This is a genomic window from Streptomyces caelestis (assembly GCF_001279005.1).
Taxonomy (GTDB): domain Bacteria; phylum Actinomycetota; class Actinomycetes; order Streptomycetales; family Streptomycetaceae; genus Streptomyces; species Streptomyces heliomycini.
This window is the reverse complement of the sequence record NZ_LGCN01000108.1, coordinates 1-13,115: the sequence shown is the minus strand read 5'-3', so window position 1 is coordinate 13,115 and position 13,115 is coordinate 1. Positions and strand designations below refer to the sequence as shown.

General features: G+C 73.9%; 11 protein-coding genes and 1 pseudogene. 9 read left to right on the top strand and 3 right to left on the bottom strand.

The window, feature by feature from the left end; genetic code table 11:
• Nucleotides 1–133: 133 nt before the first annotated feature.
• The 3 genes from ADK41_RS10110 to ADK41_RS10100 all read left to right on the top strand — a co-directional run bounded on the left by ADK41_RS10110 (nt 134) and on the right by ADK41_RS10100 (nt 4,386).
• Complete coding sequence (locus ADK41_RS10110; protein ID WP_030828549.1) at nt 134–1,075, top strand: C45 family autoproteolytic acyltransferase/hydolase; 942 nt, start codon at nt 134–136, stop codon at nt 1,073–1,075.
• Nucleotides 1,076–1,258: 183 nt separating this feature from the next.
• A complete protein-coding gene (locus tag ADK41_RS10105; protein ID WP_030828551.1) occupies nt 1,259–2,563 on the top strand; it encodes a DUF692 domain-containing protein in 1,305 nt (434 codons plus the stop codon).
• Between the two features lie 209 nt (nt 2,564–2,772).
• On the top strand, nt 2,773–4,386 hold the full coding sequence (locus ADK41_RS10100) for an alpha/beta hydrolase (protein WP_030828553.1): 1,614 nt from the start codon (nt 2,773–2,775) through the stop codon (nt 4,384–4,386).
• On the opposite strand, the gene hemQ is transcribed toward ADK41_RS10100, so the two are convergent.
• Together hemQ and hemG are read right to left on the bottom strand one after the other, a co-directional pair.
• Complete coding sequence (gene hemQ / locus ADK41_RS10095; RefSeq protein WP_030828555.1) at nt 4,387–5,118, bottom strand: hydrogen peroxide-dependent heme synthase; 732 nt, start codon at nt 5,116–5,118, stop codon at nt 4,387–4,389.
• A gap of 5 nt (nt 5,119–5,123) precedes the next feature.
• Nucleotides 5,124–6,581, bottom strand: coding sequence for a protoporphyrinogen oxidase (hemG, locus tag ADK41_RS10090; protein ID WP_030828558.1), 1,458 nt, complete (start codon nt 6,579–6,581; stop codon nt 5,124–5,126).
• A gap of 156 nt (nt 6,582–6,737) precedes the next feature.
• On the opposite strand from hemG, the gene ADK41_RS10085 reads away from it, so the two are divergent.
• Nucleotides 6,738–7,742, top strand: coding sequence for a DUF4349 domain-containing protein (locus tag ADK41_RS10085; RefSeq protein WP_030828560.1), 1,005 nt, complete (start codon nt 6,738–6,740; stop codon nt 7,740–7,742).
• A gap of 49 nt (nt 7,743–7,791) precedes the next feature.
• Nucleotides 7,792–9,303 carry an FAD-dependent oxidoreductase gene (locus ADK41_RS10080; protein WP_037804466.1) on the top strand — a complete coding sequence of 504 codons (1,512 nt, stop codon included), beginning with the start codon at nt 7,792–7,794 and terminating at the stop codon, nt 9,301–9,303.
• Between the two features lie 103 nt (nt 9,304–9,406).
• Here ADK41_RS10080 and ADK41_RS10075 read toward each other — a convergent pair whose 3' ends face one another.
• Nucleotides 9,407–9,727 carry a hypothetical protein gene (locus ADK41_RS10075; protein WP_030828566.1) on the bottom strand — a complete coding sequence of 107 codons (321 nt, stop codon included), beginning with the start codon at nt 9,725–9,727 and terminating at the stop codon, nt 9,407–9,409.
• Between the two features lie 134 nt (nt 9,728–9,861).
• Between ADK41_RS10075 and ADK41_RS10070 the strand changes: the two genes are divergently transcribed.
• The 4 genes and pseudogenes from ADK41_RS10070 to ADK41_RS10055 form a co-directional block, all read left to right on the top strand.
• Complete coding sequence (locus tag ADK41_RS10070; protein ID WP_030828569.1) at nt 9,862–10,674, top strand: rhomboid family intramembrane serine protease; 813 nt, start codon at nt 9,862–9,864, stop codon at nt 10,672–10,674.
• 412 nt (nt 10,675–11,086) lie between these two features.
• The gene (gene ectA, locus ADK41_RS10065) at nt 11,087–11,587 is read left to right on the top strand and encodes a diaminobutyrate acetyltransferase (RefSeq protein WP_051843216.1); all 501 of its coding nucleotides are present in this window, start codon (nt 11,087–11,089) and stop codon (nt 11,585–11,587) included.
• A gap of 69 nt (nt 11,588–11,656) precedes the next feature.
• A complete protein-coding gene (gene ectB / locus ADK41_RS10060) occupies nt 11,657–12,949 on the top strand; it encodes a diaminobutyrate--2-oxoglutarate transaminase (RefSeq protein WP_030828575.1) in 1,293 nt (430 codons plus the stop codon).
• 63 nt (nt 12,950–13,012) lie between these two features.
• Nucleotides 13,013–13,115, top strand: a pseudogene (locus tag ADK41_RS10055) (ectoine synthase); the annotation flags it as partial.

The window sequence follows — 13,115 nt, the reverse complement described above, 5'->3', positions numbered from 1 at the left end:
GAGGGACGAGAGCGCCGCCGCACAGCGGAACCGAGCACGCGGAGCGGCAACACCCCTGCCGCGGCGTGGAGTTGTCCATGAAATCAGGTAGGTTGCCCCTACTTCGCACGAGACCGGTGAGGGAGCGACAGACATGAGCCGGCCGCAGAAGACCTTCCGCGCCATCGAGATCGGCGACGGTGACGACCGCTGGGCCGCCCACGCTCAGGCCCTGTGGCCGCGTGCGGAGGAGTGGCTGACCGAGGAGAGCCGGACGGCGGAAGGCGCGGCCCGCGCCCGGGTGCTGTTCGCGACCCACATGCCGGAGCTGGTCCCAGTCCTGGAGCGGCTCGCCCGCCGGCTCGACCGGCCGGGCGGGGAAACCTTCCTCACCCTCGCGACCCTGCGACCGTTCTTCTCGGGCTGCACCCAGATCGGCGTGGGCGGCACCCTGCTGCGCAACTACGACTTCGCCCCCGACGACTGCGAAGGCACCGTCGTCTCCTCGCACCTCCTCCGCCCGGTCATCGGCATGCAGGAGGGGGCCTGGGGTCTGCTGGACGGCATGAACGACGCCGGGCTGGCGGTCTCGCTCACCTTCGGCGGCCGGTTCGTCCACGGCCCCGGCTTCGCCCTCCCCATCGTGCTGCGCTACCTGCTGGAGACGTGCGACACCGTCGACGAGGCGGTCGGCGCACTGCGGTCCCTGCCGATCGCCATCCCGCAGAACGTCACCCTCGTGGACTCCGAGAAGGCGGTGACGGTGTTCGTGGGACCGGACATGCCGCTGACCGGGGCACCGGACGCCTGCGCCGCCAACCACCAGCACCTGCCGGTGCCGGACGACCAGGAGCGGTTCTCCCGGACCCAGGAGCGGCTGAGCGCCGTCCGGGCGGCGGGCGGGGACGTCGCGGCGATGCTGAAGCCGCCGCTGTACCAGTACGCGTACGACGAGGGGCTGGGGACGCTCTACACGGCCCACTACCGGCCCGCCGAGGGCCGGGTGACCTACCACTGGCCCGACGAGTCCTGGGACCAGTCCTTCGCCGCCTTCGCCCCCGGCTCCCGCGTCATCGCGCTCGGCCGGGCCGGCTGAGCACCGGGCCGCGCCCGCACGACCCACACGTACCCGGCCGGGTGCTCGCCTGCTTCGCCCGGACGGAAAGCGCCCAACCTCAAATGTTGCTCTGAAGGTGGCCGGGGCGCGGTTCGGGGGTGTGCCGGGGGGCCATGTCCCCCTTACCTACGGGGGCCGGACACACCGGTGGAGGAGGGGACGATGGCGCGGTTGGGGACGGGGATCGGGTGGCGGCCGGAGATCGCGGAGGCCGTCGAGGGCATGCCGGGGATCGACTGGGTCGAGGTCGTGGCCGAGAACGTCTGCCCCGGACATCTGCCCGCATCGCTGGTGCGGTTGCGGGAGCGCGGGGTGACCGTCGTGCCGCACGGGGTCTCGCTGGGTCTGGGCGGGGCCGAGCGGCCCGACGAGGGGCGGCTGGCCGCCCTTGCCGAGCGGGCCGGGGCGCTCGGCTCGCCGCTCGTCACCGAGCACATCGCGTTCGTCCGGGCGGGCGGGGCGCTGACCGCCTCCTCCCCGGTCGAGGCCGGGCACCTGCTGCCCGTGCCGCGCACCCGTGACGCCCTCGACGTGCTGTGCGAGAACGTCCGCATCGCGCAGGACGCGCTGCCCGTGCCGCTCGCCGTGGAGAACATCGCCGCGCTGTTCTCGTGGCCCGATGAGGAGATGACCGAGGGTCAGTTCCTGTACGAGCTGGCCGACCGGACCGGCGTACGGCTCCTCATCGACGTCGCCAACCTGCACACCAACCACGTCAACCGGGGCGAGGACCCCGCCGAGGCGCTCGCCGCACTGCCCCTGGAGGCCATCGCCTACGTCCATGTCGCGGGCGGGTTCGAGCGGGACGGCGTGTGGCACGACAGCCACGCCCACCCCGTGCCGCGGCCCGTGCTCGACGTCCTCACCGACCTCGCCTCCCGGGTCTCCCCTCCCGGCGTGCTGCTGGAGCGGGACGAGAACTTCCCGGAAGCGGAGGAGATGGAGCGGGAGTTGGGCGCGATCCGGCACGCGGTCGAGGAGGGGGCGCGGCGCCGGGGCGCGGGCGCGACGCAGGGCGCGGGCGTCCGCCCCGAGCCGCGGCGGGGCTCCCTCGAGGCCGCGCGGGAGCGGCTCGCGCTCGCCCAGACGGCGGTGCTGTCCGCGCTGGTGGCCCAGGCGCCCGTACCGGAGGGGTTCGACCGGGTGCGGATGGGCGTGCAGGCGCGGGCGCTCGCCGCCAAGCGGGCCGACGTCGTCGCCAAGGTCGCGCCCGAACTGCCGGTGATCCTCGGGGACGGGTACCGGGCCGCCTTCCTCGCGTACGCGCAGACGCGGCCGATGACCGGCGGCTACCGGCGGGACGCGCTGGACTTCGCCGAGCACGTGCTGGCCGGGCGGCCCGAGGACGCGTCGGCGCGGCGCGCGGTGCGGGAGTGGTGGCTGGAGCGGTCGGGACCGAGGCCGCGGTCGCACGGGCCCGCGGTGCGGCTGGCGCGGGCCACCCGGCGGGTGCTGCTGCGACGCTGACCGCCGGCGACGACCGTGCGCACCTCGCCTCCGTCGCGGTGCGCGGCATCCGCGCGGTGGGCGAGCCGGACCTGCGCGCGGCCTTCGCCCACCGGGCGCCTCCTCGGGGGCATGGACGCCGACACCCCGGCCCGCGGTGCTTGCCTCACACCGGCGCCGAGCGAAACATCCCTTTTGTCGCCGTCGTGCACCGAAGGGATCGTCCGTCGATGAGAACTGCCGCCGCCGTCCACGTGGCCGCCGGGTCCTTGCTGCTCACCGCCCTGGCCGCCGCCCCGGCCGGCGCGGGATCCGCCGGCGCCGAGCCGCGCGGCACCGCACTGGCCGCCGCGCGGGCCGCGGCCCGGGGCATCGACTTCGGCGCGTGCCCCACCGAACAGGAGCTCCCGGACACCGTCCGGTGCGGCACGCTGCGCGTCCCGCTCGACTACGCCCGCCCCGACGGGAAGCAGATCGAACTCACCGTCAGCCGCGTCCGGGCCACCGGGAGGGACCCCGGGAACGGCGAGCGCGGGGTGCCCCGGCAGGGGGCCCTGGTCCACAACCCGGGCGGGCCGGGCGCCACCGGCATGTACTTCCCCATGGTGGGCGCGCTGCCCGAGTGGAAGCGCCTCGCGGCGGCGTACGACCTCGTCGGCTACGCGCCGCGCGGGGTGGGCCGTTCGGCGCCGCTGTCCTGCACGGACCCGGGGACGTTCTTCCGGGGTCCCTCGAAGGCGCCGGTCCACCCCTCGCCGGCGGACAAGCGGGAGCGGGTCGCGCGGGCCAAGGCCTACGCGCGGGGCTGCGCCGAGCGCAACGGCGACGCGCTGCGGCACTACCACTCGCTCAACAACGCCCGTGACCTGGACGTCCTGCGCGCCGCGCTCGGCGAGAGCCGGCTGACGTTCCTGGGCTCGTCGTACGGCACGTACTTCGGGGCGCTGTACGCCACGCTGTTCCCCTCGCACGTACGGCGGATGGTGTTCGACTCGGCGGTGAACCCGGCCCCGGAGCGGATCTGGTACCGCAACAACCTCGGCCAGTCGGCGGCGTTCGAGGACCGCTGGGCGGACTTCCGGGCGTGGGCCGCCCGGCACGACGACGTGTACGGGCTGGGGGACACGGCGCGCGAGGTGCAGGCCGGTTACGACGAGGCCCGTGCGCGGCTGGCGGAGGAACCGGCGGGCGGGAAGGTCGGGCCGGAGCAGTTGCAGGCGGCGTTCCTGAGGACCGGGTACTACGACGACCACTGGCCGCACCGGGCGCACGCGCTGTCGGCGTACCTGAAGGGCGATCCCGCGCCGCTGGTCGAACAGGCCCGGGAGTACCCCGAGACGGCGGCGGAGGCGGAGAACGCGCGGGCGGTGTACCTCGCCGTGGAGTGCAACGACGCGCCCTGGCCGACGGACTGGGCGGTGTGGGACCGGGACAACACCCGGCTCGCGCGCCGCGCGCCCTTCGAGACCTGGGGCAACGTGTGGACCAACCTGCCGTGCGCCTACTGGAAGGCACCCCGGCAGCGGCCGCTGGACGTGCGCGCGGGCAACGGAGAGCTGCCGCCGACGCTGATCCTGGCGGCGGAGCGGGACGCGGCCACCCCGTACGACGGCGCCCTGGAGCTGCACCGGCGGCTGGCGGGGTCGGCGCTGGTGACCGAGCGGGACGCCGGCAACCACGGCCTCGCCGACGGGGCCAACGCCTGCGTGCACGGCCACCTGGAGGCGTACCTGCTGGACGGCCGCGTCCCGGGGCGGCGCGCCTCGTGCGCACCGCGCCCGGAACCCGGGCCGGCGCCGGCCCCGGCGGACCGGCGGGCCGGGGAAGGCCGGCCCGCCGTCTGATCAGGCCAGGCCCGCGACCAGCTCCGCGACGTCCTTGCGGCGGCCCGTGAAGAACGGGACCTCCTCGCGGACGTGCATCCGGGCCTCCGAGCCGCGCAGGTGACGCATGAGGTCGACGATCCGGTACAGCTCGTCGGCCTCGAAGGCGAGGATCCACTCGTAGTCGCCCAGCGAGAACGAGGCGACCGTGTTGGCGCGCACGTCCGGGTAGCCGCGGGCCATCTTGCCGTGGTCGGCGAGCATGCGCCGGCGGTCCTCGTCGGGCAGCAGGTACCAGTCGTAGGAGCGCACGAAGGGGTAGACGCTCACGTAGTCGCGGGGCGTCTCGTCGGCGAGGAACGCCGGGATGTGCGAGCGGTTGAACTCGGCGGGCCGATGCAGCGCCATGTTCGACCAGACCGGCTCCAGGGCGCGGCCCAGCCTGGTGCGGCGGAAGAGGTTGTAGGCCTCCTGGAGCTGGTCGGCGGTCTCGGCGTGCCACCAGATCATGAGATCGGCGTCCGCGCGCAGGCCCGACAGGTCGTAGGTGCCGCGGACGGTGACGTCCTTGGCGGCGAGCTGGTCGAACAGCTCCTGGACCTCGTCGGCGTACCCGGCACGGTCCTCCGGCAGGACGTCCTTCAGCTTGAAGACGGACCAGAGGGTGTAGCGGATGACCTCGTTGAGGTCCTTGGCCAGCTTGCCCTTGTTCGGGATCCGGTCGGGTGCGGGGGTGGTGGCGTCGTCACTCATGTCCCTCATTCTCCTGCTCCTCCGTGGAGGCTCTGCACCGGGTCGGCGGTGAGCTGCCGCAGGGCGCGCAGGTCACCGTGGATCTGGTCGGCGGCGGCCTGCGCGCTCGCGATGCAGGCCGGGACGCCGACGCCGTCGTAGGCCGCGCCGCACACGGCGAGCCCGGCGAGGCCCGCGAGGTGCTCGCGGACGCGGGCCACGCGCGCGTGGTGGCCGACGGGGTACTGGGGCAGTCCGTCCCGCCAGCGGGTGACGCGGGTGGCGACCGGGGCGGCGTCCAGGCCGACGGCGGCCGACAGGTCGTGCCGGGAGACCTCCACGAGGCCGTCGTCGTCGCGGTGGAGGATCTCCGTCTCGCCGTGGCGGCCCACGGAGGTGCGCAGGACGACCAGGTCCGGGTTCTCCTCGGCGATCCAGCCCCATTTGGCGGAGGCGAAGGTGGACGCCTTGATGGTGTGCCCGTCGACGGGCGGCACCAGGAATCCGCTGCCCTCGGGCAGGGCGGTCTCCGCGCGGCGGTAGGCGAGGGTGATCAGCGCCATGGAGGCGTACTCGACGCCGGCGAGTTCGGCGGCGGCGCCGGGCGCCTCGGCGCGCAGCAGGTCGGCGGCGGCCGGGGCGGGGACGGCGACGACGACCGCGTCGGCGTGCAGGACGCGGTCCCCGGCGACGACCCGCCAGCCGTCCCGCGGTTCCCGGCGCAGCTCCGTGGCCGGCGTGCCGGTGAGGATCTCCGCGCCGTCCGCCCGCAGCGCGTCGGCGACCGCGAGCGGGAGGGTGCCCACCCCGCCCGCGATGCCCGTGAAGACGGGGCCCGCCTGCGGCGCGGCGGCGGACCTGGCCTGGATCCCGCGGACCGCCTCGGTGAGGGAGGTGTGGGTGCGGGCGGCCTCGAAGAGCTGCGGGACCGCCGAGCGCATCGAGATGCGGTACGCGTCGCCCGCGTACACCCCGCCGAGCAGGGGCTCCACCAGGCGGTCGACGACCTCGCGGCCGACGCGCGCCGCCACGTACTCACCGACGGCCACGTCGTCGCCGACCTCGGTGCGGGGCAGGTCGGCGTCGCGCCCGATGCGGGCCAGCCCTTCCTCGGACAGGACGCCGGCGAGGGCTTCGGCGGTGCCGGGTACGCCCATGACGTGGCCCTTGGGCATGGGGTGCAGGGCGCCGCGGGTCCACAGGGAGGCGGTGGCGGTGGCCGGCGGCCGGAGCCGGTCGGCGAGGCCCACCGCGCGGGCGAGGTCCACCGCCTCGGGGCGGCGGGCCAGCAACGACTCGGCGCCGAGGTCGACGCGCGCGCCCGCGATCTCTCCCGGCAGCAGCTTGCCGCCGACCCGGTCCGAGGCCTCCAGCACGGTGACCCGCGCCCCGTGCTCCCGCAGCCGGTGGGCGGCGGCCAGCCCGGCGATTCCGGCCCCGATGACGACGACGTGCCGCCCGGGGCCCGTAGGTGATCCGCTCATGCCTCCCACCCTCTCAAACGCCGTCGGCGCCCCCGCCAGGGCCATGTGGCCCCGTCGAGTCCCTACCGTGACCGCATCGGGACCGTCCGGCGCCAACGTCCCGCACCCCTCCCGCGTCGAAGGAGCGTCAGTCATCACCACACGGGGGAGTCCCACATGCGCACACGACGATCCGTACGACCCGTCCACGCCCTGGCCGGGGTGCTGCTGGCGGCGGCCCTCGCCGTCGGCGGGTGCAGCGGCGCGAGCGACGACTCCGCCGGGTCCGGGGCCGCCGACAAGGCCGCCGACGCGCCGGCGTACGGGCAGGAGGCGGCCCGGGGAGACGCGAAGCAGGGCGCACCGGGCGGTTCGGCGGACGGCGCGAGGGCGACCGCGCCGCCGAGGGCCACCGCGCACCACATCATCCGCACCGCCTCCCTGACCGTGCGGGTGAAGGACGTCCCGAAGGCGCTGGACGAGGTCCGGACGACGACCGGGGCCGCGGGCGGCTACGTCGGCGACGAGGCCACCGACCGGGACGAGGAGGGCCACGAGCACACGCGCGTGGTGCTGCGCGTGCCCGTGGAGAAGTACGACGAGGTCCTCGCCGACCTGGAGGGCACGGGCACGCTCCTCGAACGCAGCGCCAAGGCGCGGGACGTCACCGACCAGGTGGTCGACGTGGAGAGCCGGATCACGACCCAGCGGGCCAGCGTGGCCCGCATCCGCGAGCTGATGGACCGGGCCGGCAAGCTCAGTGACGTGGTCACCCTGGAGGGCGAGCTGAGCGGCCGCCAGGCCGACCTGGAGGCCCTGCTCGCCCAGCAGGCGTCCCTGAAGGACCGCACGAGCCTGGCCACCATCACCCTGTCCCTGTCCGAGACGCCGGTGGAGGAGGCGAAGGACGACGGCGATCCCGGCTTCACGGACGCCCTCGCGGGCGGCTGGGACGCGTTCGTGACGATGCTGCGCCTGCTGGCGGTGGCGTTCGGCGCGGTGCTGCCGTTCGCGGTGCTGGCGGCGCTGCTCGCCCTGCTGTGGCGGAAGGCCGTACGCCCCCGGCTGCCGCGGCGGGCGCCCGTGCCGGGCGCCCCGGGCCCGCTGCCCGCGGCCCCGCCGGTGCCGTCGTCGGCGCCCCGCCGGGCGTCCGACGGGTCCGAGGGGGGCGGGGAGGGCTGAGAGGCCCTCGGGCGGGCCCCGGGTCCCCCTGCCCCCGTAGCGTGTCCGCATGAACATGAGCGATGCGCGCGGTGCGAGGGAACGCCTGGTGGTGATCGGCGGTGACGCCGCGGGGATGTCCGCGGCGTCCCAGGCCCGCCGGCTGAAGGGCCCGGACGAACTGGGGATCGTGGCGTTCGAACGCGGTCACTTCACCTCCTTCTCTGCGTGCGGCATCCCCTACTGGGTGAGCGGCGACGTCCCCGACCGGGACCGGCTGATCGCGCGCACCGCCGAGGAGCACCGCGCGCGGGACATCGATCTGCGGCTGCGCACCGAGGTCACGGAGATCGACCTCGACCGAGGGCGGGTGCGCGCGCGGGACGTCGATTCCGGCGCCGAGTCCTGGACGTCGTACGACAAACTGGTGATCGCGACCGGCGCGCGGCCGATCCGCCCGGAGCTGCCCGGCATGGACGCCCCCGGGGTGCACGGCGTGCAGACCCTCGACGACGGACAGGCCCTCCTCGACACGCTGTCCCGCACGCGCGGGCCGATCGATTCCGTGCCTCCGGAGCGCCGAAGCCGGCGTCGCGACCCCGACCGTGCTCAGCCCCTCGGGCCTGCGCGCGTTCGCGGTCGCGACACCGGCGCGCACCGCCGGCCCGGGCGCGCGGTGGTCGTCGGGGCGGGTTACATCGGCGTGGAGATGGCCGAGGCGATGATCAAACGCGGCTACGAGGTGACGGTCGTCAACCGCGGCGAGGAACCCATGGCGACCCTCGACCCCGACATGGGGCGCCTGGTGCGCGAGGCCATGGAAGGCATGGGCATCACCATGGTGAACGACGCCGAGGTCACCGGGCTGCTCACGGGGGGCGACGGCGGGGTGAGGGCGGTCGCCGCCGGGGACGCCGAGTACCCGGCGGACGTCGTCGTGCTCGGCATCGGGGTGCGCCCCGAGACGGCCCTCGCGCGGGCCGCCGGACTCCCCCTCGGAGAGCACGGCGGGCTGCTCACCGACCGGTCGATGCGGGTGCGCGGGCACGAGAACGTCTGGGCCGGCGGCGACTGCGTGGAGGTCCTCGACCTGGTCTCCGGGCAGCAGCGGCACGTCCCGCTGGGCACCCACGCCAACAAGCACGGCCAGATCATCGGCGCGGGCGTCGGCGGCGGCTACGCCACCTTCCCGGGCGTGGTCGGCACGGCGGTCAGCAAGGTGTGCGACCTGGAGATCGCGCGCACCGGGCTGCGGGAGAAGGACGCCCGCCGCGTGGGCCTGCGGTTCGAGGCGGTCACCATCGAGTCGACCAGCCGCGCGGGCTACTACCCGGACGCCTCCCCCATGACGGTGAAGATGCTCGCCGAACTGCGCACCGGCCGGCTCCTGGGCGTCCAGATCGTCGGCCGCGAGGGCGCGGGCAAACGCGTCGACATCGCGGCGGTCGCCCTCACGGCCGGCATGACGGTGGAACAGATCACGGCCCTGGACCTGGGCTACGCCCCACCGTTCTCCCCGGTCTGGGACCCGGTCCTGGTGGCGGCCCGCAAGGCGGCGGCGAAAATCGGGCCGGCCCTGTGACGAGGGCGGCGCGACGCCCCTCGAGAGGGGCGCGGGGCCGAGTCGACGTGCGGCTCCGCCGCGCGGGCGCGGCCGGACCCCTCCGGCGCCGCCCGGCCGGCCCTCACGCCGTCCCGTTGATCCTCTCGATCGCCTGCCGCGCCTGCTCCGCCGGAGGACGTGACGGCAACGACGACACCGAGCCGCTCGACGGCACGGGCGGCGGCTGTTCCCCCGCCGGCCTCGCATGCGCGGCGGCCTTCGCGGAACGCAGCCGACGGCTCACCGCCTCGTCCAGCGTCACCGGCCGCTGCGTCTGCGAGGCGAGCCGCCCCGCCTCCTGGCCGAGCCGGGCGACGTCCTCCCACGGGAGGCGCACCACGAGCGTGAGCTCGGCCTCGCCGTCGGGCAGGGCGTGCATCGCGGGAGTCACTCGGTCGTTCATCGCCAGTTTCCTCACGTCGGCCCCACGGCCCCTTTCCCGGGCCGCGGACGGTCGACGAGTCATACGCACGGCCGGACGGCGGTGTTCAGCGGCTCCGCGGATTCGCCGACCGCCGTCCGGGCACTAGTGGGGACGTGGTCATCCCCGTCCATGACGTGAACCCGGCGCGGCGCACCCCCTGGGTGACGTACGCGCTCCTCGCCGCCGACATCGTCGTCTTCGTCGCCCTCACACCGGGGGCCCTCGGTTCGCTGACCGGCGGGAGCGATCTGGCCGACCTGTGCCGGCTCCAGGCGTTCCTGGACCGCTACGCGGCGGTGCCGCGGGAGCTGATCCACCACCGGATGCCGGACCTGGTGCCCACGGGCGGCACCGGGGTGGGCCCGCAGGGGCCGGGGTGCGTGATCGGCCCGCCGGGTTACGACAAGTCGCCGGAGCTGAGCGTCCTGACGGCGATGTTCCTGCACGGCGGCTGGTTGCACCTGCTGGGCAACATGCTCTTCCTGTGGATCTTCGGCAACAACGTCGAGGACCGCATGGGACACGTGCGTTTCCTGCTCTTCTACCTCGTCTGCGGTTACGCCGCCTCGTACGGCTTCGCCCTGTCCGACGCCGGCTCGGGCGAGCCCCTGATCGGCGCCTCCGGGGCCGTCGCCGGGGTGCTGGGCGCCTATCTGGTGCTGTATCCGAAGGCGCGGGTCTGGGTGCTGGTGCCGTTCCTGATCTTCCTGCCGCTGCGGCTGCCGGCCTGGATCGTGCTGGGCCTGTGGTTCGTGCTCCAGGCGGTGTACTCGTCGGGTCAGGGCGTCACCGACGCCGGGACGGTGGCGTACGTGGCGCACGTCGTCGGCTTCGTGGTCGGCATGCTGCTCGCCTGGCCGCTCAAGCCCGGCACGCCCCCGCCGCCCGAGCCGCGCGGCGTCCTCTTCGGCCGGCGGGCCCGGTAGGGGCCCGCCGCGCCCGGGGAGCGCCGTTCCGCGGTGCGCCGGGCCGTACCGGCTCGCCGACCCGGGCGCCGATTGATAAGATTCCGCCGCTCTCCGCGGAAAGGCCTCGTGGAACAAGCCACGCGGTTCCGGTTTCTCCACGACCGGCGGGGGGATTTCCCTGTTCCTCGCATTTAAACGGGCCGGCCCGTCTGGTCTTCCGCGGTCACACGGACGTAACATCGAACCGAAAGTGTTCGACCTGCGTTCTCATACGGACAGCCGGGACATGGTCGCCCCTCACAGGGCATACACCCCACCGGAGCGGGAAATCCCGGCGGACACGGAAGACACCGGAGACGAGACACGCGAGTCAATCCGGGCGCAATCAACCGCACAGGTCGGTTCGCACGGGGAGAGCGGGGTGTGTTTCATGGACACACTGGTCATGACGGCTCCCACGGTCGAGAACGGGCCCGCGGCATGGCGCATCGCCCGTGATTCCGGGGTGCTCGACGTGAACTCCTCCTACAGTTATCTGCTGTGGTTCAGGGAATTCGCCCGCACGTCCGCGGTGGCTCTGCGGAGCGGTGGCGCGCCGGTCGGATTCGTCACGGGGTTCCACCGCCCCGAGCAGCCCGGCACCCTCGCCGTCTGGCAGATCGCCGTGGATCGGGAGCGGCGTGGACACGGTGTCGCCAGCGCCCTGCTGGACCACCTCGCCGACCGGTTGACGGCCATCGGCGCCCTCCGGTACCTGGAGACGACCATCGGCGCGGACAACACCGCGTCGGACCGGCTGTTCCGGTCGTTCGCCGAACGGCACGCGGCGCCGCTCGAAAGGGACGTGCTGTTCCCCGCGGAACTCTTCCCCGACACCCATGAGGCCGAGTTCCTGTACCGCATCGGCCCGCTGGGCCGGCAGACGGCGTGATCGACCGAACCGGTATTCCCCTTCCTTTCCCTCCCCCTTTCTCTTTCCCCTCCGGAGGAGCGAGCCCCCATGACATTCGCACATTCCAACCAGGACGTCTTCGAAACGCTCGAGTCCGAAGTACGCAGTTATCTCCGCGACTGGCCCGCGATATTCGACCGCGCCGCCGGAAGCCGGCTGTACGACGAGAACGGCCGACCGTACCTGGACTTCTTCGCCGGTGCGGGCGCACTGAACTACGGACACAACAATCCGGTCCTCAAACGGGCGCTCCTCGACTACCTCGACAAGGACGGCGTCACTCACGCCCTCGACATGTCGACGGTCGCCAAGCGGACGTTCCTCGAGACGTTCCGGGAGATCGTGCTGGAGCCGCGCGAACTGCCGTACAAGGTGATGTTCCCGGGTCCCGCCGGAACCAATGCCGTCGAGGCGGCCCTGAAGCTGGCCCGCAAGGTGAAGGGCCGGGAATCCGTCGTCTTCTTCACCAACGCCTTCCACGGCATGTCGCTGGGCTCCCTCGCCGTCACCGGCAACGCGTTCAAGCGGGCGGGCGCGGGCGTTCCGCTGGTGCACGCCACCCCCATGCCCTTCGACGACCCCCTGGAGGGCCGGGCGGCCGGCTTCTCGTGGCTCGAGCGGTTGCTGGAGGGCGGGGGCTCGGGCCTGGACACCCCCGCGGCCGTGATCGTGGAGGCGGTGCAGGGCGAGGGCGGGATCAACGTGGCGCGGGCCGAGTGGCTGCGTGATCTCGCCGAGCTGTGCCGGCGCAGCGACATGCTGCTGATCGTCGACGACATCCAGATGGGCTGCGGCCGCACCGGCGCGTTCTTCTCCTTCGAGGAGTCCGGCGTCACGCCGGACATCGTCACCCTGTCGAAGTCCATCAGCGGTTACGGACTGCCGATGGCGCTGACCCTGTTCCGGCCCGAGCTGGACGTCTGGGAGCCCGGGGAGCACAACGGCACCTTCCGCGGCTTCAACCCGGCCTTCGTGACGGCCACCGCCGCGCTGGAGGAGTACTGGCGCGACGGCGGGCTGGAGAAGCAGACCCTGGCCCGCGGCGAGGAGATCGGGCAGGCCCTGGACGCCGTCGCCGCCGAGGGGCCGGCCCGCGCCCCCGGCGTACGCGGCCGGGGCCTGGCGTGGGGTGTGGAGTTCGCCGACACCTCACGCGCCTCCCGCGTCCGCACCCGCGCCTTCGAACTGGGGCTGCTTCTGGAGACGTCGGGTCCCGACGGCGAAGTCGCGAAACTCTTCCCGCCGTTGACCGTCAGCGACGAGGAACTGGAGGAGGGGATCGCGCTGTTCGCCCGTGCGGTGCGGGAGACCGAGCCTTCGTCGCGGACTCCTCGCCGCTGAGCGCGCACCACCACGGTGCGCACAGGCGACCGGTCCCGCCCTCGGAAGAAAGGTGACACCACCGTGCTCGTCCGTTCGTTCAAGGAGATCGAAGGCACCGACCGGCACGTGAAATCGGCGTCCGGCACGTGGGAGAGCAAGCGCATCGTCCTGGCCAGGGAGAAGG